Raw genomic sequence first — 26,266 nt, forward strand, 5'->3', positions numbered from 1 at the left:
ATCACCTGGGAAGTCATAGTCGTTCAATAATTCACGAACTTCCATTTCTACTAGTTCTAGTAGTTCTTCGTCATCTACCATGTCACATTTGTTCATGAATACGATGATGTATGGTACGCCAACCTGACGTGATAGCAAGATGTGCTCACGTGTTTGTGGCATTGGGCCGTCAGTTGCTGATACTACTAAGATTGCGCCGTCCATCTGGGCTGCACCGGTGATCATGTTTTTAACATAATCGGCGTGACCTGGGCAATCAACGTGAGCATAGTGACGTGCTTCAGTGTCATACTCTACGTGTGAGGTGTTGATAGTGATACCACGTGCTTTTTCTTCAGGTGCAGAGTCAATAGACGCGTAGTCTTTGGCTTCGCCACCAGAGGTTTTTGCAGCTACTGTTGCGATAGCAGCAGTTAGGGTTGTTTTACCATGGTCAACGTGTCCGATGGTACCGACGTTGACGTGTGGCTTGTTACGTTCAAACTTGGCCTTTGCCATGGGTAATTCCTCTTTTTTTAGTGAATGTTCAATAAAAAGCTGTTTAGTGGCTCATAATAGAATCAAATCATCATAAACCTAGCTATCAACCGCACGAACCACTGCTAAAACAATGCTTCGAACCAATCTTTTGTATCGGTTATTATACGCTGACTTCTCTTGAATAGTCATACATCTCATAATCGAAAACAATTTTGCTGTATTATAGACAAAGATCTAAATTGTTTGTAACACCAATCATCGTTATTCTATCTTGATATGCAGAACAGCTATATTAGCTGGCTGACATCATCAAACAATCTGTAAAATCCGTCAACATATGGAAAAGCAATCCAATTCCAATAATGTTGAAAGGCTTACGGAAAAAGAGCAAAACAACATAGACAAGCATCGCATAATAAGTATGTAACGGATGAAAATTAATGCTGCATCTATTGGCTTGAAAAATTGGGTTCGCCACTAAGTGGTCTATATCCACTAACATTGTCGCGAGCAAAATCAAGTATGCCTTTTTCCACTCTTTTTTAAAGAATATAACTGCGATAAAAAGCGGAAAACTAAAATGCAAAAAATAATGTATAAACGTCTGCATGCTTGTTTATTTGTTCCCACCTTATCGATATCAAATCATTCAGATCAATAAGTTGTTAATATGCTGACAGCACTAAAAGGCAACACCTCAGTGTCACCTTTGAATCATTACCTATCGCACTAACTTTATATATTTCAATATTTTATAATTTCAACGTCGATGCAAGGCTATATCAATAGCATGGCGAGCACAAAAGATGTAAACAATAAATGGAGCTCATATCGAGAATTGAACTCGAGACCTCTCCCTTACCAAGGGAGTGCTCTACCGCTGAGCTATATGAGCAAATTTTAGTCAACCAACAAGTTGCACTAAAAAAAATATCACGACACAGTACTAAAGAACTGGCTGTCGTGATGAATTATTTATAACTTTTGCGATGGTGTATATATGGAGCGGGTGGCGGGAATCGAACCCGCGTCATTAGCTTGGAAGGCTAAGGTGTTACCATTATACCACACCCGCAATTGCTCTTGTTCAAATAGACTCTAATCAAGAGTCTCTAGTATATAGAGCATGCTTGGCGCTATGACAAACTTTAAAATATGGTGGTGGGGGAAGGATTCGAACCTTCGAAGCTTTCGCGACAGATTTACAGTCTGTTGGGTTTGACCGCTCCCCAACCCCACCTTAGGTTGCTTTGAACAAAGATGACTTCAATTAAGGCAAATTCATAAAAAGCTACTTTAAGAGAGATGGTGCCGACTGCCGGGATCGAACTGGCGACCTACTGATTACAAGTCAGTTGCTCTACCAACTGAGCTAAGTCGGCTTGTTCTCTTAAAGTGGTGGCTATTCTATCAAATATTTTGAAAGACGCAAGAACTTTTTCATATTTTTTATCATTATTTTCATAATAATTTTCAAGTTATTGATTATAATAATTTTTTCAAAAATAAAAATTCGCATCTTTATTCTACTGATGGCTTTACACCGTTTTTTATATGGCATCGTTAACGAATACGTAAACCATTACAGGCCATTTCTACGGCTTTTATCAAGGCCAACGCTTTTTTATTGGTTTCCTCCCACTCTGCTTCTGGCACTGAATCAGCGACGACCCCCGCGCCTGCTTGAATATGAATCTCACCACGGCGCATTACTGCGGTACGAATCGCTATAGCCGTGTCCATGTTGCCATGCCAACCAAGATACCCTACTGACCCGCCAAACACTGTTCGACGCACTGGCTCTAGCTCATCGATAATTTGCATGGCGCGAATTTTGGGTGCGCCCGATAGCGTCCCTGCAGGAAAAGTGGCACAGAATACGTCCAGTGCGTCTTTATCCGGCGATATGGTGCCCTCGACATTGGATGCAATGTGCATCACTTGTGAATAACGCTCAATAAACATTTTCTCAGTCACTTTGACGCTGCCATACTCGCAGACACGGCCAATGTCATTACGACCCAAATCAATGAGCATTAAGTGCTCAGCGATTTCTTTCTCGTCAGTCAGCAGCTCTTGCTCAAGTGCCAAATCTTCTGCATCATCTTTACCCCGTTTGCGCGTACCCGCCAACGGTCTGACAGTCACTTTGCCATTTTCGATACGCGATAGTACCTCAGGTGATGCACCAATGATGTCAAAGCGCTTATGATCGTCAAGCGTATAACCATGTACCAAAAACAGATAAGGAGAGGGGTTTAAAAACCGCAGAGCACGATATACTGCCAATGAGTCACCCAGATAATCAGCAGTGAGACGCTGCGCTGGAACGACTTGCATCACGTCACCTGCTGAGATGTAGTCCTTTATTTTATTGACATCGCTACAATACTTCTCTTCCCCTGTATGCGATGTAAACACAGGTGTCGGCATGATTGGTGCGCTCAAATTTGGCATTTCTGCCAATTTATCTTCAATTTTTTCGAGCTCACGAATGGCAGTGCCATATCCATCTTCCGTATGACAGTCAGCGTAGACAATGATAGACAAGGTGTTTTCTAGAGTATCAAAAACAATCACACTCATTGACAGCATCAGCCACATGTCTGGCATCGACATGGGGTTTGGGGCATCAGACAGACCCACGGATGGCTCGATGACACGTACCATGTCATAGCCAAAGTAACCAACCAAACCCCCACTAAAACTCGGTAAGGTCGGGATGTCGTCTGCGGTTGGCATTTTATACTCTGCCATGAGCTTTCGGATATAATCGAAAGGATCATCTACCGACTCTACATCGATATGGTCATTTTTTTTGATGGTCATATTGCCATCTGCGTATTGCAAAATCAGCTCACTACCTAGACCAATCATTGAGTATCGTGCCCAGCGCTCACCACCGACGACAGATTCAAATAAATATGCAGAACCATTCAAGTCGCGCACTTTAGAAAACACAGACACTGGCGTTTGTGCATCCATCAAACGTTTTTTTACCAGTGGTGCATGGCTAAAGCCACGGTCTTTAAACGCTTGATATTCTTTAAAGGTCATCATAGTAACGCTCTCTTAACAACATATTGGCAAAAGATAAGAACAATAAACATAATAGTAAAATGACAAACAAAATATAGCGTCAGCACTCTACTGAATGCTGACGCTATAAAAAATGGATCGTTATAAAAACTCACAGTAACTGATAATAATGGCTTTGTTACGACTGGATTATTAATACCTATGCCATAAATAGCTGTGTCGCTGATTCTTATCTAATCTGCGGCTGCGCAAGTATAACGAAGCCCACTGGCATTATCGCTGTTTAAACCGACTGATCAGTTACCGATTGAGTGATTGCTTGTATGTTTTAACTTCCCTTACTCTTACTAAGAATCGTATAACGTACAAGCAAAGGGCTATCCCTAGGCACCAGCGCCACCCATGTTAAACAGCCATAGGGCCACCCCAATGATAATCAAGGCGATAAATACCCATATAAACCAGCCGCCGCTTGGTTTTTTCTCCACTTGTTCTGTGGTCGCGGGATTATCGACTGCTTGATCCATTGCGTTATTACCCGTGGTACCAAGATCATGTCCTTGACCCAAATTGGCTGTACCTGAAAACTGCGCTGTAGCTGCTTGCTTGGCACGTAACACTTCAGGATCCGCCTCTTCTTGTAGCTCCGTTTTAGTCGTCTTATCATGCTCAGGCTGTACGATCGGCTCTTCATGGATAGCTTGTTCTTTATGTACAGCTGGCTGCTCGGCCTCCACTAACGGTTCATGCTCAGTCGTTGGGGTTGGCGACGTTTCTAAAGTGTTGGCAGACTCGTGTGTCGCGGCTGTCGATGACGCATCTGATATGGTTGCATCACTATTGCTCAGTGTTGGCACCACCTCATCTTTAACAGGCAACATCTCTTCGATATGTGTTTTTTTCACGACGGGCTCCTGAGCGACTGGCGCTTCAATGACTGGCTCTTTAACAACAGGTTCTTCGGCAATTGACTCTTGAACTACTGGGTTTTCAGTAATTGGTTCGTCAATGATTGGCGCCTCAACTACTGGCTCTTCAACTACTGGCTCTTCAACAACTGGCTCTTCAACAACTGGTTCTTGAACGATAGGTTCTTCGACAATTGGCTCAGCAGCTACTACTGGTTCTTTAGTATCAGTAATAGTCGCTGCGTCATCTGCCATCACTGGCGTTAATGACTCAGTTTGTGAGTTCATTTCTGCATCAGCAACAGAGGTATTTACCTTAAAATTAAAACTGGCAAAACCGATTGTGTCATTTGCTTGTAAAAGGCTCGACATATTCCCTTCAATACGCTCATTATTGATAAACGTACCGTTTGATGAGTCTAAATCTTTCACATATAACTGACCATCCAAAACGCTTAGCACGGCATGATTGCGCGATACTTGCTTACTACCGAGCACGACATCATTGTCGCTACCACGACCAACAGATAAGCTTTCACTCACTGTCACCGTCAAATCCCCAAGCGCTTCTGTTAAAGCATTTAGCGCCCACGTGTTTGTTTTGCTTGTATCAAGCTCATCATGTATAGGGTTCGTCATGTCATCACTCCTTGTTTTTCTGTTGAATTCCAAAATATTCTGAATAATTACTACCAATTTTCTAAAGATTTTACAATTATTTCAATATCAGTCATCTTCTATAAATTGACTGTGCACGCTATTTAGGAATAAAGCGAGGTTTTATCACACCATTAAGCTGGCTATACGGAATACTTAGTGTAGGCATACCAGAGGCGTAAGGGCCAATGGCATAAGGTTGATACAGGATATCGATACCTTTATCCGTCAAAGTCACATTATCACTTAATGTAAATGGCCAGTTTTTCTCATAACTGCTCACATCATTATCAAACGTTTTTACCCACGTTTTATAAGCATTATAAGCAAGGGTTTTGAAGCGGGATTTTTTTCCGGTGACCAGCATATCATCCAGCTTGATTTGTTTTTTGGTGCTGGGATCAAATATTAAGTATTCGCTATAAGACATGCCATGAGCGCCGCCAGTATACGAGTACGATTCTATTTCAAACAGCTCAGCATCACCCACATGACCCAAATAGTTGGGCGTTACTATCAGCTCATACGCCCATTGTCTGTCTTCTGGCATATCTAAAAATTGTGAGTTTGCAAAATCATTGATAGCCGCTTGTACTTCTGTTGGACTACTTTTTGTTTTGATAGGCGCTGATTCGGTCGGCTTACTATTTACCACCAAGTTATTGATGCGAGCATTAGTGATATCGTTGATCCAAGGATGATTGGTTTTGAGATACTTGACTTCAATTTTTGGGCAGTTCTCACGCTCAGTACACATCTCTTGTATTTTTTCAGGCAGTTGATACTCAAGATACGTGGTACTGCTGATGACATTTGTCGCATTTGCAGACACACTCATGGCGCCCACAATCAAGCCAGCGGCTAACGTTTTCGTCATACATACAGTGCTTAGTTTCATCGATAAGCATGTAGGTAATACGGATGAATGAGTATTCAATTGATTCGTAGTGTCCATATATCCTCATTTAGGAATCTAAGTTGTTACTGAATATTTTAGCGTAACAATTGCGATGTATTGTAGGAACACTGTTGGAGTTTTTGGAACGTTGCTATTTATTTACACGCCCGTTATCGTATCTCTCTACAAATCGTAGACAACAAAAAAGACACGGCTAGCGTGTCTTAATAGATAAATCATGCGATCAAATCACTGATTTTAATGCTCACGAGTACTGCTAAACGTCACTTCTGGATAGCGATCTTGCATCAATTGTAAATTAACACGTGATGGCGCAAGGTAGGTGAGATAACCGCCACCATCTATTGATAATTGGTCATGGGCTTTTTTCTTAAATTTCGCCAGCGCAACTTCGTCATCACAATGAATCCAGCGTACAGTTGCAATCGATACTGGTTCGAACACACATTGCACTTTGTACTCTTCTTTGAGACGATGCGCAACCACCTCAAACTGTAGCACCCCAACCGCACCTAAGACTAAGTCATTATTAATCTGCGGCATAAATACCTGCGTGGCACCTTCTTCGCTTAACTGCTGTAAACCTTTTTGCAATGCTTTTGATTTGAGTGGGTCTTTGAGTACCACACGGCGAAACAGTTCAGGCGCAAAATGCGGAATACCAGTAAAGTTTAGCTCTTCGCCTTCGGTGAAGCTGTCACCGATAGAGATGGTGCCATGATTATGTAGGCCAATAATATCACCCGGATATGCTTCTTCTAGTGCTTCGCGGTCACCTGCAAGGAAAGTCAAGGCGTCGGCAATGCGCACGTCTTTGCCTAAGCGCACGTGCTTGAGTTTCATACCTTTTTCGTACTTACCTGAGCAAACACGTAAGAAAGCGATACGGTCGCGGTGACGCGGGTCCATGTTGGCCTGAATCTTAAAGACAAAACCACTAAAATCTGTCTCTGTAGCACTTACTTCACGCTCGTTGGTAGGATGGGCTTTGGGCGGCGGTGCGTACTTGACTAGCGTATCAAGCACCATATTGACCCCAAAGTTACCCAGTGCTGTGCCAAACAAGACAGGTGTCATCTCGCCCGCCAAAAACGCCTCAACACTGAACTCTTCTAATGCCATCTGTACCAGCTCAAGCGATTCTTCAAAGGCATCAAACATCAGGCTACCCAAACGCTCACGGACGTCAGGATAATCATAACCTTCACGGGTCTCAGCGACGGTCATCTTACCGCCGTTACCTTTTTGATAAAAGTACGTCTTATTTTCGGTTAAATGATACACACCCACAAAATCTTGTCCCATACCGATAGGCCAAGTCACTGGAATACATTTAATTTTTAGTACCGCTTCAATCTCACTCAGTAGCTCAAGCGGCTCACGAATCTGACGATCGAGCTTGTTCACAAATGAGATAATGGGCGTGTCGCGCATACGGCAGACTTCCATCAATTTGATGGTACGTTCCTCAACACCTTTTGCCCCATCGACCATCATCAGCGCGCTGTCTACGGCGGTCAAGGTACGATAAGTATCTTCACTAAAGTCGGCGTGACCTGGGGTATCTAGTAAGTTGACGATATGATCTTGATAAGGGAACTGCATGACGGATGTGGTGATTGAGATACCACGCTCTTGCTCCATACTCATCCAATCTGAGGTCGCATGACGATCCGTCTTGCGGCCTTTGACTTCACCCACAACCTGAATGGCCTGTCCCCATAGCAATAGCTTTTCGGTCATGGTGGTTTTACCCGCATCGGGATGCGAGATGATGGCAAAGGTACGGCGTTTGGCAACTTCTTTACTTAACTTTTTTGGATCTACGCTCATAGTGTTCGGCTTCAATAGTGATGTCAGTTAGAAGACAATCTAAATAAATAGGATAAATAATGGACGTATTGTAGCGGATTTAGCGTCAGGGTGCAGAATTAGCGCACAAAAAAAACACCCTCTAATTTTTAAATAGAGAGTGTTATTGGCTTTTTGGGATCAATAATAACGCTGAATTTGTGTCGCTAAGAAGTCCCCTGCGACTTCATTGACGATTGTACAATCTACCAAACCGCGCAGACTGTTGGTATTGGGTTCTGTCGTACCCTTGGAAATATAATCTGCCTCATAAGTACCCTTACTGCTATTACTACCGTCAGTATATTCGACGCCATTGTACTGGTAAGAAGGCTGATTTTGATATTCAAAGAACGTCACTTGCGCCGCTTTGTGCTTGTTACCGACGCCAACACCAAATTGAGAGGTTCTATAATCTCTGTTGTCATTGAAGCGGTCCTCAGCGCCCTCAATCCATTTATCAATCGATGCGTATCCAGTCTTGTTTTTTTCGTTAAAGACTAAAAACGAGAGATCACTCTTGACCACTGGGATATAACACACTGAACCGGCTGGGAATGCGACATTAGCTGGAATACGAGGATAATTGTTTAAGTCCGTCAAAATTCCTCGACTGTTTTCTCTGTTCGTGCCAGCGCTATAGCTGGTGGCTTGTAGACCGGATAAATTTAACGTTTTATAGGTCGTTTCATAAGTGACTTTATTATTACTGTTTTTCTCATAAATGGGCCGTTTGACCGTGCGATTATCGACTTCGATATTTTTATTTTCAAGCTGCCCTTCAAAGTTGTCAGCCAGCACGGTTTTGTCTAAAGTATTCAAACTTTGATTGATATAATTATTGACGATATTTTTTGTCTTTATTTCATGTTCGCCGCTGCGGTACATCTCATCGATACGAGCAATTGCACTGGCATTGGCTTGACTGTCATAGCTATTGGCAAATTTAGTCAGTGTGATCTGGTTGCTACTACCGTCAGAATTATAAGTACCATCGTCTTCTCCGCAGCCGACAAGTATCACAGCGGCCAAAGAAAAAATACTCGGTACAACAATCAATTTGTTCATCAACTAATGTCCTTGTGCTTGATAGAGCTCTTATTATCCGCTCTAATGATTTTAGTATAAGTCTCTGTATTATTAGTTTATATTGATACAGGCTCAGTTTATACCTAAAACTTTGTCGATGCGTCACCTTATAATCTTTTTACTTAACATTTCACTTACAAAGACAGGGTATATATTTACGACTGCTTTATACAAATAACTTAGTGGTTTGTTATGCTAAGTCCGATGTCTAAAAACGCTATATCAAAAATCTTATACTAATAAGTATCACTTAACCACAAAAACCTAAAATAAAGGATGAATTATGAAAACGTTATACTCTACTAAAGCAACCGTTACTGGCGGCCGTGCCGGTTCAGTCAATCTGAGTGACAACGATCTTACTATCAATATGGTACCACCAGGCTCTGGAAAATCAGGCAATAATCCAGAGCAGCTTTTTGCGATGGGCTACAGCGCTTGTTTCGATAGTGCATTAGGTGCTGTTAAACAAATGGAAAAAGCCAAGTTTGATTCAACCACTTCAATAGAAGTAGATTTGCTTCAAGGCGAAGGTCATGACTATAAACTAGCTGCCAAGATTCATGTGGTTGGTGAGAACACAGAATTGTCAGCAGATGAGTTCCAACAATTGGTCGAAAAAGCGCATCAAGTTTGCCCATATTCAAAAGCAACTCGTGGCAATATCGATGTAGAAGTCACGTCAGAAGTAAAATAATATGTCAGAAGCTTGATTACTGATAAAAAAAGAACTCAGCTTGTCTGGGTTCTTTTTTTATGTTGGGTATGGCATTGGAAGTTTACCCATAAGAACATCTCTTAACTTTTCAGCAGTTCGGCACGCGCTGATTTTATCGTTATAATAAGGGTATATTTTATCCAATAGCTGATAAGTGACTTTTATGACCGATAATACAACCGACATCACCACAGACAGTGATCATAATTCCCACCAAGCCATCAACCCTGAAACCTTACCAAACTTTGCTACCATGCCCAACGTCGCGACGATGAGCACCAATCACGTCGACAAAAACCAGCCGCCGTTTATCTTGGTGGATTGCTCTTACTATCTGTTTCGCACATATCATGCCTTGCCTAAGACCATGCAAAACTCACAAGGGCTTATAACCAATGCCATCCGTGGTACGCTCAATGCGCTATTGAAGCTGATGCGTCGTTATCATCCGACCCATATGGCCGTCTGTTTTGATACCAAGTCTCCTACCTTTCGCCATCATATGTCTGCCGACTATAAAGCAGGACGTCCACCGATCGATATTGAGCTGGTCGAGCAGATTCCTTATATTCACCGCTTGGTCACCGCCTTAGGTATTCCGCTATTGCGTATTGAAGGCGCAGAAGCCGACGATATCATTGGTACACTGGCTCATCGTGCGGTTGAACAAGGTCATCATGTGGTTATCTCAACCGGTGATAAAGATATGATGCAGCTGGTCAATGACTGCGTGATATTGGAAGACAGCTTTACAGGTAAGATAACAGACACCCAAGCAGTGATTGATAAGTTCGGCATTAATCCAAATCAGATGATCGACTTTTTGACCTTAATGGGCGATACCTCTGATGGTATCAAAGGCGTGCCGGGTATCGGTAAAAAAACGGCCAAAGACCTGCTCGTTGAGTATGGCACCATTGACAACATGCTAAAACACATTGGTTTTATCAAAGGTCGCGGTGCAAAGGGCTTAATTGATCATGCCGATGAGATTCCATTCAATGCCAAACTTGCCACCATCGTCACAGACTTGGAGATTGGCCAAGATTGGAATGATTTAAAAATCAATACTGACCCTTGTGCGCACATAGACGAACTACGCGATCTATATAGTGAGCTTGAGTTTAGAAATGAGCTGGCCTCGCTCGATCATCCAAATCATCCAGCCAATGGCTCACAAAGTGTCGCTGACAGCCAAGCCGAGGCTGAATCACAAGCACAGGTAGCAAAGTACTTACAGTCGTCAAAAATCACGGATACCAAAGACAGTAAAAGCCGCGACAAAGCATGGCACACGGTTTTAGATGAGCCAGCTTTTGACAGTCTAGTTGAATTATTAGCATCCGTGCCGCATTTTGTCATTGATACAGAGACCACCAGCGTGCATTGGCGCGAGGCGCAAATCGTCGGTCTATCGTTTGCCGTAAAAGCTCATGAAGCCTACTATATACCGCTTACCCACAGCTTAGAGGGCGATGAGCTAACAGCCAAACAGCTTGATCGCGACATGGTATTGACGCGCTTAAAGCCTATTTTAGAAAACCCAAACATTGGCAAAATTGGTCAGCATCTAAAGTACGATGCTCATATTCTTCAGCACTACGGTATTGACCTTGTTGGCGCGCTCCATGAGCACCCTAACAACTGGGCAATGGATACCATGCTTGCCAGCTATGTGATCAATGCGGCGGTCACTCGTCACGGTATGGACGACTTGGCACGCCATTATCTACAAACCCAAACCATCAGCTATGAAGACGTTGCGGGCAAAGGCGCCAAACAAGTCACCTTCGATCAGGTCGCTATTGATATCGCCAGTGATTATGCCTGTGAAGATGCGGACATTACTTATCAGTTGTTTAATGTATTCAGTTTAGAGATGGCAAATGACAGCAATAACGCCAAATTGCTCCACGAGCTAGAAATTCCAACAGCCCAGATACTTTGCCAAATGGAAGCGCACGGCATTCTTATCAAACGACCATTCTTAAACGAGCTATCAAAACGCTTTGACGAAGAAATCATCGCATTAGAAAAACGCGCTTATGAAGTGGCTGGAGAAGAATTTAACCTCGGCTCCCCTAAGCAGCTTGGTGAAGTATTGTTTGAAAAGCTGGGTGTTGCTGGTGGTAAAAAAACCAAGTCTGGTCAATACTCGACGGGTGAAGCCGTGTTATCCAAGATTGACCATCCATTGGTCGAAATCGTTCTTGAGTATCGTGGTCTCTCTAAGCTAAAGAGCACGTATACCGATGCACTTGATAATGTTGCAGATAGCGAGACCGATCGTGTCCATACCAGTTATCATCAAGCCTTGACCAGTACGGGCCGTTTGTCTTCTACAGAGCCCAATTTACAAAACATTCCGATTCGTACGGCGACCGGTCGCCTGATTCGCCAAGCGTTTATTGCACCAAAAGGTCGCGTCATCTTGGCCGCGGATTACTCACAAATTGAATTGCGTTTGATGGCGCATTTTTCAGGCGATAACAACCTTACCCATGCGTTTAATGAAGGGCTGGACATTCACGCGGCGACTGCTGCTGAGGTGCTTGGCAAGGATGTCGCGGATGTCACACCAACGGAGCGCCGTAATGCCAAAGCCATTAACTTCGGCCTACTGTATGGTATGAGCGCTTTTGGTCTTGCCAAGCAGTTGCAAATGAGCCGCGGTGAAGCGCAAGATTACATCGACATGTATTTTGAGCGTTATCCTGGCGTCAAAAACTACATGATCAACACGCGTGCCAGTGCTTATGAGAAAGGCTATGTCGAGACCATATTGGGCCGTAAGCTCTATACGCCAGATATCAATCATAGCAACCGTATGGTCAAGCAAGGCGCTGAACGTGCGGCGATTAACGCGCCACTACAAGGCTCCGCGGCTGATTTAATCAAACTTGCCATGATTGCGGTCGATAAAGTATTACCAAAAGATCAGGCCAAAATGTTGCTTCAGGTACATGATGAATTGGTGTTTGAAGTTGATGCCGATAAGGTGGGTGCCATCAGTCAGCTGATTACCCATGCCATGCAAGATGTATTGACCACAACAGCGGTAGACAAAGGCTGGAATATCAACTTTGCTGTGCCATTACTGGTTGAAACCGACAGTGGTCAAAACTGGGATGAGGCGCATTAATCACTGACTTAAATTGGCTTGGACATAGGTTGTATTGTCTATATTAACAATGCCTTATGACTCGTTAGTTATATTAACCAACAGCATGTGATCAACGTTGACGTTATAATGACCATTGACCAAGCCGGACGTAGTTGAATGAGTTTTAACTTACAGTGAGCCTTTGTGCTCACTTTTTATTTTTTAAGTATTGGGAGTTTATTATCACAAGCCCTGAAAGCATGATCGAAATTCCTGGTAACATCATTTTAGTTATCTGCTTACTACGTTGCCTACACTATTTTTTGCAGAGCCACATCAGACGGGCGCAAACTTTTTGGCTGGCAGGCGTGCTGATATTTGTTACTGCGATACGCCGAGAGCTAAACTATTTACCAGATTTATTTGTTCCAAATAACTTTACCTTGCTCAGCCGCTCTTATGACTGGTGGGAAGATATGGTTCTCACAGTCATCTATTTAGTAGTGGTAGGCTTGTTGATCCACTCGTGGCGCTACCTTTGGGCTTTATTAAAAAAAGCCCCTTTATCTCTATATGGCAGTGTCGCCGTACTGGCAGTCGTGCAATATATGGGTGAAAATGCCATATTATTCCCTAAAGATTTTGGTGTTTTCGTCGAAGAGATTTCGGAGACTATCATCTATGCTGTTGCCCTCATATATCTATGGCGTTTGAACATAAGTGACTATGCAAATCAACAAAAGGAGGCAAGCGAGCTACACTATCAAACGTCTACGCGATAAATACGAGCTTTAATCACACTTTTATCTTATGTCAGTCATAAACAGGATTTTTAATAAAACCAACATGCCTGCATAAAATAGAGACAGATGGATTTGTTATACTAAATATCAGTCCGAGTGATAAGGCATTGAATGCCTGCTCTCGATTTGTTGATAATAAATAATAACTGAGTCTCTTATTATGAATATATTGATTACAGGTGCATCACGTGGTATTGGTCTTGCGACTGCCAAGCAGTTAGCAAAAAAAGGGCATAATGTTGGGTTGTTTGCCACCAATACTGCGACCCTTGAGCAGGCCATTAAAGACAAATCCTTTAAAAAGTCAGTCAAAAAACATCAGGTCATCACAGGTCAACTTGACGTGACTCAGCCTAACTCATGGGATAATGCCATCAATCAGATGCTTGAGCGATTTGGTGGCATTGATGTTTTAATCAATAACACAGGCGTGTTGGTCAGTGGCGCACTGCCCACAACCGATCTGGATGAACAACTGTCTCTGATTGACGTAAACTGTAAGGGCGTGCTGATTGGCTGTCACAAACTTGCGCCGTATCTGGCTGATAGTAATGATGGCAAAATCATCAATGTTTCTTCTGCATCTGCAATCTATGGTCAACCCGAAGTGGCAAACTATGCTGCCAGTAAGTTTTTTGTACGTGGTCTCACTGAAGGCCTAAATATCGAGTATGCAAAGCAAAGTATTAAGGTGATTGATGTGATGCCACTTTGGGTCAAATCAGACATGACCGCCGATATTAACGTAACCAGCGTAGAGCGCTTAGGTATCAATTTGACTGTTAATGACGTAGCAAAAACCTTATGTAAACTTACCACACGTCCCAATCGCAAGTTAAAAAGCGTGCATTACACTGTTGGCATGCCAGCCAAAGCCTTTCAAACACTGGCGCAAATCACCCCTAATCCATTGATACGCTGGGTCAATACTAAGATTGGCGCCAAATAAACGGTCTGTGCGCGTCTCGCCCTTTCATCACAATCAACAAGTCTCAACAATTAATAACTCTCAAAACGGCTACTTAATAAGAGTGGCCGTTTTGCTTGCTTCTCGAATCTTTATTGCTTGCTCCGTTGTCTTATCGACAAACACATTGTCTTTCATCATCGTCCCTTTTATCGCGCCTGCCCGACTCTCTTCACGTATCTCAGAGCCAATGCTGATAGGCAAATCTACGGTTGCTGCAAATTGATTGCCGCTCACAAGTGTGTTGTCATCTTCGATAATAATACCCTGTTCTACTTGCTCAAAACGATTATCAATCACCTGATTGTCTTTGGCACTATCTAAGTGATAGCTGGCAAATGGGGTTTGTTTAATCAAATACGCCCCGCATTCAAAGCCCTTTAGGTTGCGGGATTGTCTTGAGGCTATCCAAACCCCAACCGGCTCTTCTTGAAAAACGTTATGACGGATCATATTGTCACGACTCGACTCGGTACGCTTAAAATGATTACTGCGCGCAGGGTCATTGGCATGCTCAAAGCAATTACGATATAAAAGCACACTACCTGCGCCATTATGGATAAAGCGATTATGCTCAATCAGGTTGTCACTAGAGGAATCAACCGCTATTGCCTCACGATTGGGCTTAAAATTTCGAAAGCCATTGCCTACAAAGACTGAGTTTTTAATCACATTATCGCGGCTACCAAACTCCAAATATAACCCTACCGTCCCTGCGTTTTGGATATGCACTTTATCAAAAGTAACGCCATGTACATGATCACCCACGAATATGCCGCTATTGATACTGTTGCGGCTAGTAACATTACTGACTCGAATATCACTTGGCGCAAGCGCTCGATTAGCAGCAGGCGCAATCAAACCGCGCGCATAACGCTGGTTAGGATTGCTATATTGACGAATATGGAGGGCGTGACCATAGCCATCTATATGACAATTGGCCACAGCAATATTATTGATAGCACTATCGGTCTTAGGCTTAATGGTAATGGCACTCGCCTTTGATGCATCATTGGCAGTAGGACTGAGCACCGCGCCTTGACAATCAAGGGAGCTGTCCGAGGTATTGAGCTCAAACCGTATCGATTTTTCTGTCAGGTCGCAGCCTTAGCTGATGACACTATGGCCTTTTACGATCACTGTCTGATTAGGAACTAACGCTACACAATCTATCGTCGTCGTGGCAGTTGGTAAATGAGCATCGATAATAAGAGGCGGTTTTATATCAGCATCATAATCAGAACCAGTATAGATAGAGGGCAAACGCTCGCATGCCGTCATAACAACAGTGGCAGTTATCAGAGATAAAGGGAGGAAGAAATGACGAGTAGCTACCATATAGGACCTTTTTGATTGTTTGGCCGTCTTACATTTTTTGAACACGCTGTGACACCTTACCACTATTAGCCATCATCATAACCCGTCAAACTACCCTTGATAAACAAAATCATCTATTTCTAATCAATACCTATTTTTAATTAATAATAATAAGGAAGCTTCCATGGAAAATTCAAAAACCCCATTATCAGAAGAGATGGATCATATTGACAGTAACACGACTAGCAGTAATGACTCTGACGATCAGGACAATCAACTGGTCGACTTAGACAATCCAATGCTACACACTATTGACAACGATGATGTGATTGATAACAGTGCTGGGTTTGATAACTCAGAAGTGGGCACGGATGCCACGCAAGGTTTGACGCCTATGCATCGCCAGAACCTCGATGAATCACGTGTTGATGAACTGCTCGTACAAGACAATCTTGATGACAGTCATTATCCTGATACGATGGATATTGCAGACAGAGAAGCAGCAGAGCGTAGTAATGATGATGACTTTTAAAAATAAATAAAATGTTTGACGCGCTTATATACTAAAAAAGCCTGCTTTATAAAATAAAGCAGGCTTTTTTAGTATATAGCAATATGTCAATGTGATGAGAAAACGGAGAAATCAAGTCGTCGCAGATAGAGGCTGATCGGTCCAAACGTCACGGTAGCTTGTATAATAGGTAATCATACCAATTGGTACTAACACTAACATGCCGATTCCCAATGTAAAGGTAAACACCAACAAAGCAATAATCGGCCCTACTAGGAAAAATACAAATAAAGGTCCGATATTTTTTAAACATCCCTTGAGGCTCATTTTCATTGACTCGATAGGACGTATATCGTGCAATACGATTAAGGCAGGTGCAAACCAAACTGCCATAGATAAAGGTATAAAGATTAGTATGGCGACCAAGGAGGCAAGTAACAACGCTATGATAGTGCCATTACTGATTTGGTCGACCGATAGCACGCTATTGATACTGTCCGAACTACTCAGCACATGAGCTAAAGCCACAAATATAATCCCTGCGGGTACAATAGCAATAATAAGGGCAACAACGTACAGTAAGAATAAAATAATCAGCGGCCCTGAATGTGTACCAAATGCTGAAAAAAGATGATTGAATCTCAGCTCTTTACCACTTACTTGCGCAGCGCAGCCTTTTATTATTCCGCCAATAAACACAAAAGAGATAATAGAAAAAATAAGATTGATAACAGGAATCGCGCTCGTGACCGCCATGATGATCAAATACACTACCACCATTCCTATCCATAACAAAAACTGCTCTTTAAATAGGGCAAAAGCGTTGGTGATCCAACTGATACCCCAGCCAGCGCTACCAGATCTAGGCTCAGCTAATAATTGCGGCAATAACTTGCCATACTCATCTACTGGCGGTAACTCTGGTGGCAGTGCATTATTTTTTTGTAGTGAGACCGTATTGGGTGTACCACTAGAGATAGACATATTAACCCTCAAAAATAACCATAAATATTGCCATAGTTTTGCACATTGCTGATAACAATCTCAACTTTATTTCACTATATCTATTCAGCTAAAAATTATCTTAACAAAAAAAATACCGAACCTCAGACAGGCTCGGTATGTTTACTCATTATCTTTGTGTCAGGCTGGCTATCAACTGATTTATTTATGCCCAACCATCCAAGGTGCCTGCCCAACCTTTAACCAATGGCGCACTTAACGCTTCGAGCAAATCAATATGCGCTTCATCCAAGTTCAACGCTGGAATATAATGATACTCCTGCCCGCCTGCCTCCAAAAAGTTATCACGGTTTTCGATCGCAAGCTCTTCTAGTGTCTCTAAACAATCGGCTGAAAACGCAGGACTAATTACTTGTACTGAGCGCACGCCAGACTTGCCCCAGTCCTCTAACACTACGTCTGTATAAGGCTTAACCCATTCTTGTTTGCCAAAGCGTGACTGAAAGCTGATAATCCATTCATCTGCTTGCAAACCTAGTGCCTGCGCCACTTGCGCTGCCGTACATTTACAACGACTAGGATACGGATCGCCTTTATCAGCATAAGGCTGCGGAATACCATGAAAGCTAAACATCAGCTTTTCAGGCTTGCCATGTTTCGCTTGAAACCGACGTATCGAGTCTGCTAATGCTTGAATATATAGCGGATGGGCAAAATAATCTTTCACAATCGTATAATTGGGCAGATTGCGCTGTTTAAGCGTCCATTTGGTCAGCGCATCATATACCGCACCGCCTGACGACGCGGAGTACTGCGGAAATAAAGGCAAGACGACAAAATGATCAACGCCTTCGCTACGCAGCGTATCCATCACATCCGGTAAACCTGGATTGCCATAACTCATGGCAGGATGTACCGAAACACGAAATGGCGCAACGCTATTGGCCAAGCGTGGCTCTAACTGCTCAACTTGACTCTTTAGAATCTTACGAATCGGTGAATCTCCTTCCCAAATACTGGCATAAGCCTTTGCCACACGTTTAGGACGACTTGGCAATACAAATAGGTTCAGAATAATAGCCCATAAGAACTTTGGGATCTCAATCACACGAGGGTCTGACAAAAACTGTTTCAGATAACGACGTACCGCAGGCGCGGTCGGCTCATCTGGTGTACCAAGGTTAACTAATAGGACAGCAATACGTGGAGGCAGTTCAGGTTTCATAGCAGCACTATTTTATTGGTTAATTAAAAAATATGAGATGACAGGCAAAGTAAGTCGATAACAGATTATTAAGTCAGTGTTAAACCAACGCCGTGTAAGTGTAGCATTTTATCTATTAATAACGCAGGGTAAAAGTGTGCTGACACAATTTGATACTCAGTGCTTGGTTATGCACTCCTCACTTGCATTCTTCTGCCACTATAAAAACTCAGCTCGAAAAGCTGCATGAAGGTTGTACTCATATGCGCATCACCATACAATAGGCAGGCCTGTGGTAATGAAAGCTATGAGCCAAAATATAGTGTATAGTCGATTCATTTTAAAAACGATAGAGTACGACTGGTATAAATTTTTCTTGTGTGCTGTTAATACAGAGGCTACAAAAAATTCATCCCAGTCGTACGTCGCTATTAACGTATCGATTTATTTAGAACTGACTATAGGTAATAACAATGTCGGTCAAACAATCTGTCGACATCTTGCCATTTTTATTTTATTGATGATTGTTGTCTTGTGAGGTAGCTTTGAACGCACGCCCTGATAGTATCAGTGACCTTCTTCCTAAAGAGACAGCCCATTCAACTGATGCGGTTGATTCTATGGGCTCTGTAGGTATCGTCACGCCCCAGATTTTTCATTTTGCTGAGCCGTTAACGTTAGAGTGTAATCGTACATTGCCCTCATTCGATCTGATCGTCGAAACCTATGGTACGCTCAATAGCGACAAATCAAATGCCGTGCTTATTTGCCATGCTTTATCAGGCAGTCATCATGCAGCGGGTTTTCATAGTAGCGATGATAAAAAAGCGGGTTGGTGGGACAATATGATTGGCCCTAATAAGGCCATTGATACCAATCAATTCTATGTGGTCTGTGTCAACAATATTGGCAGCTGTTTTGGTTCTACTGGCCCAACCACTACCAATCCAGACAGCGTTCATTCAGATGACCCTACAAACAAACATAGCGAGCCTCAAGTATACGGCCCTGACTTTCCTTTGGTCACTATCAAAGACTGGGTAAAAACCCAAGCTATGCTATCAGACCGCCTTGGGATTGACGTATGGCACGCCGTTGTCGGTGGCTCTATGGGCGGAATGCAAGCATTGCAGTGGTCAGTGGATTATCCAGACAGACTCAAGCGCTGCGTGGTCATTGCCAGTACGCCCAAGCTATCAGCACAAAACATCGCCTTTAATGAAGTGGCGCGTCAGTCCATTCTCTCTGACCCTGACTTTAAAGATGGACGCTACTTGCAGGCAGGTACTTACCCTCGTCGCGGTCTGATCCTAGCACGCATGGTGGGTCATATTACCTATCTTACTGATGATGCCATGAAAGCCAAATTCGGGCGTGATCTGAAATCTGGCAAATTTATGTATGGCTATGATGTTGAGTTCCAAGTTGAGAGTTATTTGCGCTATCAAGGTGAGCGTTTTAGCGAAAACTTCGATGCCAACACATATTTACTGATGACCAAAGCGCTAGACTATTTTGACCCAACACGTGGCTATTTGACATCTGATTGTCCTTCAGCACCGTCTACAGAAACGACAGAGCCTGTAACAGAACTTGAAGACTCAATTGGTGCATCAGTCGAAGCGTCCAAAACAGCCACTCAAATTGAGCTAGAGGACGATTTAGCCGTTATCAGTAATAATGAGCACAACCGTCAGCAAGAGCTGACAGCGCTTAAAGCGGCATTTGCCCACACACAATGCCAATACTTGGTGGTGTCCTTTACCACTGACTGGCGTTTTGCCCCAGAGCGCTCGCAAGAGATTGTTGATGCCTTAATGGCAACAGGAAAACCTGTCAACTACATCAACGTCGACGCGCCGCACGGTCATGACTCATTTTTATTCGATATCCCGCGTTATATGGGCGCTGTCAAAGGGTTTTTAACGGCGCCATTTATTGCAGACCGCCAGCCAAAAAACAATCGCCAGCAACCAACAGGAGCACGCTCATGAGAATGGATCATCAACTGGCTGAGCGCTGGATTGCGCCGCAGTCACATGTGCTAGATTTGGGCTGTGGTAATGGGGAGCTGCTCGCACATTTGCAACAACATCGCGGGGTGACGGGCTACGGACTTGAGATTGATGAAGAAAAAATCAATGATGGTATCGCAAAAGGCCTGTCTATTATTGAACAAGATCTCAACGACGGTCTAGCGCGTTTCGCTGACAATAGCTTTGACACAGTTGTTATGGCACGGGCACTACAGGCAGTAAAAGCACCTGATGTCTTGTTACTCGATATGCTACGCGTTGCTCGTGAAGCCGTTATTACCTTTCCGAATTTCGCCCATTGGCAAAACCGTCTGCATTTGGGACTAAAAGGTCTGATGCCTGTCTCAGAAGCGCTGCCTTACGAATGGTATAACACACCAAACATTCATTTATGCACCTTTAAAGATTTTGAGCAATTGTGCGCCAAGCACGATATTCATATCATCAACCGCTTTGCGGTCAGTGATTCTGAAAAAGGACATACTCCCTTGATGAAAACCTTGATACGACGAGCGCCCAATTTATTAGCTGATGTCGCTATCTATCGCGTTACCAAACAAAAACCAGAATAACAATAGCAGCCAGTCAATAAAATATGATTGAAAACAATAAGCGACAAGAAATTCTGCAGGTACAATTCTTAACCTTAATAAAGTTTGGTTTTATTATTACAACCAAGTAACTCTATGATTTTATTAAGGTCAAACAGGTATAGATAGGAATTGAATCGTGTAATTAGTATTTGAGTTTCGTAAGTTTGGGTGTTAAGCTAGCGAAATAGTGTCAGCAGTACCGCCACGGCGACCATTTATGGGTCCAATGTTGGTCGATTGCAACACTACCATGATAAATTATATTGCTAATGATTAGGTAAGTTGATACTGCAAGATTTCACCTAATTGTTACTGCCGCTTAATTCGGTTCAGCGGTACAACTTTTTCTTTTGCTTATTAACTGCCTAATATTGGAGCTGCTATGAAATTATTAAAAGCTGCGTTGTTTACCGCGTTGTTTTCTTGTGCGGGTATTGCAAACGCTGAGTTAATATCAAACGTGCCACTTGATACCTCACGTTTTGAGCTAATGCCTGTCAGTGAGCTGTCTGCCAGCGCTGCTCAAGGTAATGATCACGCTCAATTTTATTTGGCCAAACGCCTACAAAAAGGCCAAGGCATTGCCCAAAACACTCAACAAGCCATCCAGTGGTACACCAAAGCGGCAAATCAAGGTGTCGCTCCTGCTCAGTTGAACCTTGCCATCATGTACTTGCGCGGTGAAGGGGTACAACCAAACCTACAACAAGCTCGCATTTGGTTAGAAAAAGCAGCAATGCGCGGTGACAACCGTGCCAGCTACACCCTTGCCTTGTTAGATGAAAAGCAAAAGAATTTGGTTGATGCCTATAAATGGTACGACTTGGCTGCCCGTGATGGCATGCTAGATGAAAAAGTTCGTAACAAAGCCCGTGGCAAAATCGGCCAGTTGGCATTGAACTTATCAAGCGCTGATATCGCAAGCGCTCGTAGCAAAGCAGATACGTGGTTCCAGAGTAAGTAACCTCTAACTTTAGTCTGACGCAATGAATATAAAAAAGCTCAGTAATTTACTGGGCTTTTTTGTGTTTGGTTAGCCCTTATTTTAGTCACTATTTATAAAACATTTCTATATAACCCATTCAAAACCCTACCAAAATTTGCTACACTACGCGCGCATTGGTCAATTCCACAATTGCGCCAGTGTTTTTATCACCTCGAAAGACTTAACGTATTGCACTGGGTTTGCGACCCAGCCAGCAGGAGAGACACATGAGCACCACTCAAAATAGTAGTATCCAAGAAACCACTGTACCCAACGACAAATCGGCTCCCGCCTACGATAGCGTCACCAATAATATCGTGGTTGCTGCCCTTTATAAGTTCACACGCTTTGCCGACTTTGAGCAATACCGTGAGCCAATTTTGAATACTATGCTCGATAATGACGTTAAAGGCACTTTGTTAATCGCAAGCGAGGGCATTAATGGTACGATTTCTGGTACACGTCAAGGCATTGATAACGTCCTTGACTATCTGCGCAGTATCGAAGCCATTGGCAGCTTTACCTTTAAAGAGTCTTATACCAATGCTCAACCATTCTACCGCACCAAAGTAAAACTCAAAAAAGAAATCGTAACCATGGGCGTAGAGAATATTGATCCGCTCCAGTCTGTTGGCCGTTATGTGAAACCTAGCGAGTGGAATGCGCTGATCTCAGACCCAGACGTTATACTGATTGATACACGAAACGATTATGAAGTGAAAATTGGGACGTTTCAAAACGCGGTCAACCCAAACACGGAAACCTTTCGTGAGTTTCCAGAATATGTCGCCAAAGAGATGGACCCAGCCAAACACAAAAAGGTTGCGATGTTCTGTACAGGCGGCATCCGCTGTGAAAAATCCACTGCCTATATGCGCGAGCAAGGATTTGAAGAAGTCTATCATCTAGAAGGTGGCATCTTAAAATATCTAGAAGAAATCCCAGTCAGCGAATCGATGTGGCAAGGCGATTGCTTTGTGTTTGACAACCGTGTGTCGGTCAATCACAACTTAGAAAAAGGCAGCTATGAGCAGTGTTTTGCCTGCCGTATGCCCATTACTGCTGATGATATGCAAAGCCCCGCCTACATCAAAGGCGAGTCATGCCCGCATTGCATCGATAAAGCAACGGATGAGCAAAAAGCCCGATTCCGCGAGCGTGAGCATCAAATGCAGTTAGCACAAAAACGCGGCGAAGCTCACATCGGTAGCGATGTCATGGATGTCATAGAAAAACGCAAAGCCGCCAAGATTGAAGCCCGTCGTCAAGCTGAAGCGGACGAAAAAGCCAAAACAGAATAAATTTGCTTCTAATTGAACCAAAAAAAACACCTCAGTTAATGATTTAGCTGAGGTTTTTTTTTGTCTTTATTTTTACTCAATACAATTTAGCTTCCACGATACGTACTGTAGCCGTATGGCGATAAAGTGATTGGCACATGATAATGGTTGTCGCCTTCAATGTTGAAGTTGACTTCAACATAAGGATAAAAAGACTTCAGACCTTGATTACGAAAATAAGGAGTTGTCTCAAAGATAAGCTTATAAGTACCATCGTGCTGAACACCATCTTGATTCGGTAAAAAGTTGCCAATACGTCCATTGGCGTCCGTTTTTTGAGTATTCAGTAATTTCCAACCGCCTGCCTTATCTTGCATCATTAGCTTCACATTGACATTTGGCGCAGGTTTACCTGTACTGATATCCAAAATATGACTGGATAGCTGGTAGTCTTCTTGATTACCCGCAGCATGGCTTGCCACCGCAGTAGTAGCTAACACTCCTCCAAAGGCAATCGCTTTTAGTAAGTTATTATTCATAAAGCCTCTTCTCAACACTATGTTGTTCAATAGATTATTTTTAGATTAGTTAGCAGCTTTTGTATTAGACTTTTACAAAAACCAGTCGGAACTAAGATGATAAATATAATGAATCAAAGAATATATAGGTAGGTATTTTGCTTTATATATTTAACGATATTTTGTATATTTATTTAACTATCGTCTTACAAGATTCATAAAAATTTAACGTATATAAAGTAGAAGTAGTGAGCATCATATAAATAAGCTAGAAAGTTCTTATGACGCAGAAATAAGTGTCATTGGAACTATAACTGCCTATTTAAAAATTTTTTAAAACAAAAAAATAGCAGGCACTCATCAAATGGCCTGCTATTTTTTACTGCTAATTAAATTAAAATATAAGTACTGCTTAGAACAGAATACGTACGCGGATCGTTTCTTCTACATCTTTTAATTGATCTAGCGCTGCTGTCGAATCGTTATAATCAACATCCATCACCAGGTAACCCACATCGCCTTCTGTCATGAGGCTCTGCGCTAAAATGTTGATACCTGCTTCTGCAAACAGACGGTTAATCTGTGACAGTACACCTGGTACGTTTTTGTGAATATGAAGCAGGCGATGTGAATTTTCTTTGAACGGTACAGAAACTTCTGGGAAGTTGACAGCTGTTGCCGTATCCCCTTGATCAGAGTATCTGACAAACTTATCAGCAACTTCTAACCCAATATTGGCCTGCGCTTCTTGCGTTGAACCACCGATATGCGGCGTCAAGATCACATTGTCAAACTTACGTAATGGAGACTCAAACTCTTCGTCAGCAGATTTTGGCTCTTTTGGGAACACATCAATCGCCGCGCCCAATACTTTGCCAGACTCAAGCGCTACTGCAAGATCATCAATCTCAACGCAGGTACCGCGAGCCGCATTGATAAAGTAGCTGCCTTCTTTCATTTGCGCGAACTGCTCTGCTTTCATCATATAACGTGTGCTTGGCAAATCAGGTACATGCAATGTCACGATGTCAGCTGTTGATAGTAGCTCTTCTAAGCTCCCAACCTGAACGGCATTACCAAGTGGCAATTTGGTCACAGCATCATGATAGATGACTTTCATACCGAAGCTTTCTGCTAGGACAGACAATTGCGAGCCGATAGAGCCATAGCCGACGATACCGATCGTCTTACCACGGACTTCATGTGAGTTAGCCGCAGACTTGCCCCAGCCGCCACGATGGACGGTCGCGTTTTTTTCAGGAATACCGCGGTATAGCATGATGGCTTCGGCCAATACCAGCTCTGCCACTGAGCGAGTGTTTGAGTATGGTGCGTTAAAGACAGGAATACCAAGATCGCGAGCCGCGTCCAAATCTACTTGGTTGGTACCAATACAAAAGCACCCAATACCGATCAGCTTATGCGCATGCTCAAGTACTTCGCGTGTCAATTGCGTACGCGAACGAATACCAATGAAGTGGGCATCTTTAATTTTTTCGATGAGCTCATCTTTATCAAGAGCATGACTGATGTTCTCGATATTATGATAGCCTGCCCCTTCCAATACTTTTAACGCATTGTCATGTAGACCTTCGAGCAATAGAAACCGGATTTTATCTTTTTGTAGTGATAACGCCATGTGAGAACTGTCCTATAATTGTCTTATAAAATTATCTGATGGATAATCCATGATGAGTGAAACGAAAACAGTCTAGATATCTTACACAAAATCCGACCTTGATGTTAGCAGATTACAGCAATTATTGATGATTAAGCCTGAAAACTTTTTATGCTATAGTGAATCATTTGGTTCGCAATGGACTTGCTTATCTTTTACGATTGCCTACACTCGTCTGAGTGAGAACACTCGAATCGCTCGATAATTATCAATATAACCAACTTCCAGTTATACACCCACAACCATATAAACATAGTTATATGGGTTTCGTTATATCAATTTAGCGATATAATAATCTTCTTTATGCATAGCGCTTACGTTTATACTGAGATTTGACCATGACTTCCTTATCTAGCCAAAGCACATCTGAAACCCATACGATCGCTGTCCAAACGATACTGAGTACCCTACTCGATACGCATCAATTCGACCCCAGCCAAATAAAGACCGATAGCGAGAGCCTAGAGCACTGGGGCAAAGACTGGACCAAGCATTTCACGCCCAATGCCGCCGCCATCGTCTTTCCAAAAACTACTGAGCAAGTACAGACCATCGTGCTACTTGCCAATGAACACAACGTCGTCATAACTCCAAGTGGTGGCCGTACTGGACTCTCTGCTGGTGCCGTCGCTGCCAACGGCGAAATC

General features: G+C 42.9%; 23 protein-coding genes and 4 tRNA genes. 10 read left to right on the plus strand and 17 right to left on the minus strand.

Features of this window, described 5'->3' with window-relative positions; all coding sequences use genetic code 11:
• The 11 genes from FW759_RS13585 to FW759_RS13635 all read right to left on the minus strand — a co-directional run.
• Positions 1-498: GTP-binding protein (locus tag FW759_RS13585; RefSeq protein WP_446443250.1), on the minus strand; the 498-nt coding region annotated here is incomplete at its 3' end.
• 274 nt (positions 499-772) lie between these two features.
• Positions 773-1,090, minus strand: a complete 318-nt coding sequence (locus tag FW759_RS13590; RefSeq protein WP_446443251.1) for a DUF6122 family protein — start codon at positions 1,088-1,090, stop codon at positions 773-775.
• A 210-nt stretch (positions 1,091-1,300) separates the two neighbouring features.
• A tRNA-Thr gene (locus tag FW759_RS13595) sits at positions 1,301-1,375 on the minus strand.
• Positions 1,376-1,481: 106 nt separating this feature from the next.
• Positions 1,482-1,555: transfer RNA gene (locus FW759_RS13600), tRNA-Gly, on the minus strand.
• Positions 1,556-1,636: 81 nt separating this feature from the next.
• Positions 1,637-1,720 (minus strand) — tRNA-Tyr (locus FW759_RS13605).
• A 66-nt stretch (positions 1,721-1,786) separates the two neighbouring features.
• A tRNA-Thr gene (locus FW759_RS13610) sits at positions 1,787-1,862 on the minus strand.
• 181 nt (positions 1,863-2,043) lie between these two features.
• Positions 2,044-3,540 carry an anthranilate synthase component I gene (trpE, locus tag FW759_RS13615; protein ID WP_446443252.1) on the minus strand — a complete coding sequence of 499 codons (1,497 nt, stop codon included), beginning with the start codon at positions 3,538-3,540 and terminating at the stop codon, positions 2,044-2,046.
• A gap of 362 nt (positions 3,541-3,902) precedes the next feature.
• Positions 3,903-5,066 (minus strand): FHA domain-containing protein, encoded by a 1,164-nt coding sequence (locus FW759_RS13620; RefSeq protein ID WP_446443253.1) that lies wholly within the window; start codon positions 5,064-5,066, stop codon positions 3,903-3,905.
• A gap of 118 nt (positions 5,067-5,184) precedes the next feature.
• Positions 5,185-5,961 (minus strand): RsiV family protein, encoded by a 777-nt coding sequence (locus FW759_RS13625; protein WP_446443254.1) that lies wholly within the window; start codon positions 5,959-5,961, stop codon positions 5,185-5,187.
• Positions 5,962-6,240: 279 nt separating this feature from the next.
• Positions 6,241-7,836 carry a peptide chain release factor 3 gene (locus FW759_RS13630; RefSeq protein ID WP_443568097.1) on the minus strand — a complete coding sequence of 532 codons (1,596 nt, stop codon included), beginning with the start codon at positions 7,834-7,836 and terminating at the stop codon, positions 6,241-6,243.
• 159 nt (positions 7,837-7,995) lie between these two features.
• On the minus strand, positions 7,996-8,922 hold the full coding sequence (locus tag FW759_RS13635) for a hypothetical protein (RefSeq protein WP_446443255.1): 927 nt from the start codon (positions 8,920-8,922) through the stop codon (positions 7,996-7,998).
• Between the two features lie 304 nt (positions 8,923-9,226).
• On the opposite strand from FW759_RS13635, the gene FW759_RS13640 reads away from it, so the two are divergent.
• The 4 genes from FW759_RS13640 to FW759_RS13655 all read left to right on the plus strand — a co-directional run bounded on the left by FW759_RS13640 (position 9,227) and on the right by FW759_RS13655 (position 14,516).
• Positions 9,227-9,640 (plus strand): organic hydroperoxide resistance protein, encoded by a 414-nt coding sequence (locus tag FW759_RS13640; RefSeq protein ID WP_446443256.1) that lies wholly within the window; start codon positions 9,227-9,229, stop codon positions 9,638-9,640.
• A 184-nt stretch (positions 9,641-9,824) separates the two neighbouring features.
• Positions 9,825-12,803, plus strand: a complete 2,979-nt coding sequence (polA, locus tag FW759_RS13645; RefSeq protein WP_446443257.1) for a DNA polymerase I — start codon at positions 9,825-9,827, stop codon at positions 12,801-12,803.
• Between the two features lie 221 nt (positions 12,804-13,024).
• The gene (locus tag FW759_RS13650; protein WP_446443258.1) at positions 13,025-13,546 is read left to right on the plus strand and encodes a hypothetical protein; all 522 of its coding nucleotides are present in this window, start codon (positions 13,025-13,027) and stop codon (positions 13,544-13,546) included.
• A gap of 181 nt (positions 13,547-13,727) precedes the next feature.
• The gene (locus tag FW759_RS13655) at positions 13,728-14,516 is read left to right on the plus strand and encodes an SDR family NAD(P)-dependent oxidoreductase (RefSeq protein ID WP_446443259.1); all 789 of its coding nucleotides are present in this window, start codon (positions 13,728-13,730) and stop codon (positions 14,514-14,516) included.
• A 69-nt stretch (positions 14,517-14,585) separates the two neighbouring features.
• Here FW759_RS13655 and FW759_RS13660 read toward each other — a convergent pair whose 3' ends face one another.
• Both FW759_RS13660 and FW759_RS13665 read right to left on the minus strand, forming a co-directional pair.
• On the minus strand, positions 14,586-15,566 hold the full coding sequence (locus tag FW759_RS13660; RefSeq protein ID WP_446443260.1) for a NosD domain-containing protein: 981 nt from the start codon (positions 15,564-15,566) through the stop codon (positions 14,586-14,588).
• A 75-nt stretch (positions 15,567-15,641) separates the two neighbouring features.
• Positions 15,642-15,872 carry a hypothetical protein gene (locus tag FW759_RS13665; RefSeq protein WP_446443261.1) on the minus strand — a complete coding sequence of 77 codons (231 nt, stop codon included), beginning with the start codon at positions 15,870-15,872 and terminating at the stop codon, positions 15,642-15,644.
• Between the two features lie 163 nt (positions 15,873-16,035).
• On the opposite strand from FW759_RS13665, the gene FW759_RS13670 reads away from it, so the two are divergent.
• Entirely contained in the window at positions 16,036-16,383 is a 348-nt protein-coding gene (locus tag FW759_RS13670; RefSeq protein WP_446443262.1) for a hypothetical protein, read from the plus strand.
• A gap of 111 nt (positions 16,384-16,494) precedes the next feature.
• On the opposite strand, the gene FW759_RS13675 is transcribed toward FW759_RS13670, so the two are convergent.
• Both FW759_RS13675 and hemH read right to left on the minus strand, forming a co-directional pair.
• Entirely contained in the window at positions 16,495-17,346 is an 852-nt protein-coding gene (locus FW759_RS13675) for a BPSS1780 family membrane protein (RefSeq protein ID WP_095569058.1), read from the minus strand.
• A gap of 184 nt (positions 17,347-17,530) precedes the next feature.
• Entirely contained in the window at positions 17,531-18,550 is a 1,020-nt protein-coding gene (hemH, locus tag FW759_RS13680) for a ferrochelatase (RefSeq protein ID WP_353670964.1), read from the minus strand.
• A gap of 599 nt (positions 18,551-19,149) precedes the next feature.
• Between hemH and metX the strand changes: the two genes are divergently transcribed.
• From metX to trhO, 4 genes are all read left to right on the plus strand, one after another.
• Positions 19,150-20,523 (plus strand): homoserine O-acetyltransferase MetX, encoded by a 1,374-nt coding sequence (gene metX, locus FW759_RS13685; protein ID WP_446443266.1) that lies wholly within the window; start codon positions 19,150-19,152, stop codon positions 20,521-20,523.
• The gene (gene metW / locus FW759_RS13690; RefSeq protein ID WP_131393470.1) at positions 20,520-21,137 is read left to right on the plus strand and encodes a methionine biosynthesis protein MetW; all 618 of its coding nucleotides are present in this window, start codon (positions 20,520-20,522) and stop codon (positions 21,135-21,137) included. Before metX ends, metW begins: the two co-directional genes overlap by 4 nt.
• Positions 21,138-21,540: 403 nt before the next feature.
• Positions 21,541-22,122: a tetratricopeptide repeat protein gene (locus FW759_RS13695; protein WP_062843851.1), complete on the plus strand. Its 582-nt coding sequence runs from the start codon at positions 21,541-21,543 to the stop codon at positions 22,120-22,122.
• Between the two features lie 248 nt (positions 22,123-22,370).
• Positions 22,371-23,444: an oxygen-dependent tRNA uridine(34) hydroxylase TrhO gene (gene trhO, locus FW759_RS13700; RefSeq protein ID WP_446443263.1), complete on the plus strand. Its 1,074-nt coding sequence runs from the start codon at positions 22,371-22,373 to the stop codon at positions 23,442-23,444.
• 86 nt (positions 23,445-23,530) lie between these two features.
• Here the strand turns inward: trhO and uraH are convergent, their stop codons facing one another.
• Both uraH and serA read right to left on the minus strand, forming a co-directional pair.
• The gene (gene uraH, locus FW759_RS13705) at positions 23,531-23,962 is read right to left on the minus strand and encodes a hydroxyisourate hydrolase (RefSeq protein WP_095569063.1); all 432 of its coding nucleotides are present in this window, start codon (positions 23,960-23,962) and stop codon (positions 23,531-23,533) included.
• A gap of 391 nt (positions 23,963-24,353) precedes the next feature.
• Complete coding sequence (gene serA / locus FW759_RS13710; RefSeq protein WP_446443264.1) at positions 24,354-25,580, minus strand: phosphoglycerate dehydrogenase; 1,227 nt, start codon at positions 25,578-25,580, stop codon at positions 24,354-24,356.
• 377 nt (positions 25,581-25,957) lie between these two features.
• Here serA and FW759_RS13715 point away from each other — a divergent pair.
• On the plus strand, positions 25,958-26,266 hold a 309-nt coding region (locus FW759_RS13715), incomplete at its 3' end, for an FAD-binding oxidoreductase (RefSeq protein WP_446443265.1).

The sequence above is a fragment of the Psychrobacter sp. 1176_08 genome (assembly GCF_052850615.1).

Bases quoted from the DNA above. Each gene is read 5' to 3' on its own strand.
- FW759_RS13590 (WP_446443251.1), bottom strand. From the start codon at position 1,090: ATGCAGACGTTTATACATTATTTTTTGCATTTTAGTTTTCCGCTTTTT.
- trpE (WP_446443252.1), bottom strand. From the start codon at position 3,540: ATGATGACCTTTAAAGAATATCAAGCGTTTAAAGACCGTGGCTTTAGC.
- FW759_RS13620 (WP_446443253.1), bottom strand. From the start codon at position 5,066: ATGACGAACCCTATACATGATGAGCTTGATACAAGCAAAACAAACACG.
- FW759_RS13625 (WP_446443254.1), bottom strand. From the start codon at position 5,961: ATGACGAAAACGTTAGCCGCTGGCTTGATTGTGGGCGCCATGAGTGTG.
- FW759_RS13630 (WP_443568097.1), bottom strand. From the start codon at position 7,836: ATGAGCGTAGATCCAAAAAAGTTAAGTAAAGAAGTTGCCAAACGCCGT.
- FW759_RS13635 (WP_446443255.1), bottom strand. From the start codon at position 8,922: ATGAACAAATTGATTGTTGTACCGAGTATTTTTTCTTTGGCCGCTGTG.
- FW759_RS13640 (WP_446443256.1), top strand. From the start codon at position 9,227: ATGAAAACGTTATACTCTACTAAAGCAACCGTTACTGGCGGCCGTGCC.
- polA (WP_446443257.1), top strand. From the start codon at position 9,825: ATGACCGATAATACAACCGACATCACCACAGACAGTGATCATAATTCC.
- FW759_RS13650 (WP_446443258.1), top strand. From the start codon at position 13,025: ATGATCGAAATTCCTGGTAACATCATTTTAGTTATCTGCTTACTACGT.
- FW759_RS13655 (WP_446443259.1), top strand. From the start codon at position 13,728: ATGAATATATTGATTACAGGTGCATCACGTGGTATTGGTCTTGCGACT.
- FW759_RS13665 (WP_446443261.1), bottom strand. From the start codon at position 15,872: ATGGTAGCTACTCGTCATTTCTTCCTCCCTTTATCTCTGATAACTGCC.
- FW759_RS13670 (WP_446443262.1), top strand. From the start codon at position 16,036: ATGGAAAATTCAAAAACCCCATTATCAGAAGAGATGGATCATATTGAC.
- FW759_RS13675 (WP_095569058.1), bottom strand. From the start codon at position 17,346: ATGTCTATCTCTAGTGGTACACCCAATACGGTCTCACTACAAAAAAAT.
- hemH (WP_353670964.1), bottom strand. From the start codon at position 18,550: ATGAAACCTGAACTGCCTCCACGTATTGCTGTCCTATTAGTTAACCTT.
- metX (WP_446443266.1), top strand. From the start codon at position 19,150: ATGGGCTCTGTAGGTATCGTCACGCCCCAGATTTTTCATTTTGCTGAG.
- metW (WP_131393470.1), top strand. From the start codon at position 20,520: ATGAGAATGGATCATCAACTGGCTGAGCGCTGGATTGCGCCGCAGTCA.
- FW759_RS13695 (WP_062843851.1), top strand. From the start codon at position 21,541: ATGAAATTATTAAAAGCTGCGTTGTTTACCGCGTTGTTTTCTTGTGCG.
- trhO (WP_446443263.1), top strand. From the start codon at position 22,371: ATGAGCACCACTCAAAATAGTAGTATCCAAGAAACCACTGTACCCAAC.
- uraH (WP_095569063.1), bottom strand. From the start codon at position 23,962: ATGAATAATAACTTACTAAAAGCGATTGCCTTTGGAGGAGTGTTAGCT.
- serA (WP_446443264.1), bottom strand. From the start codon at position 25,580: ATGGCGTTATCACTACAAAAAGATAAAATCCGGTTTCTATTGCTCGAA.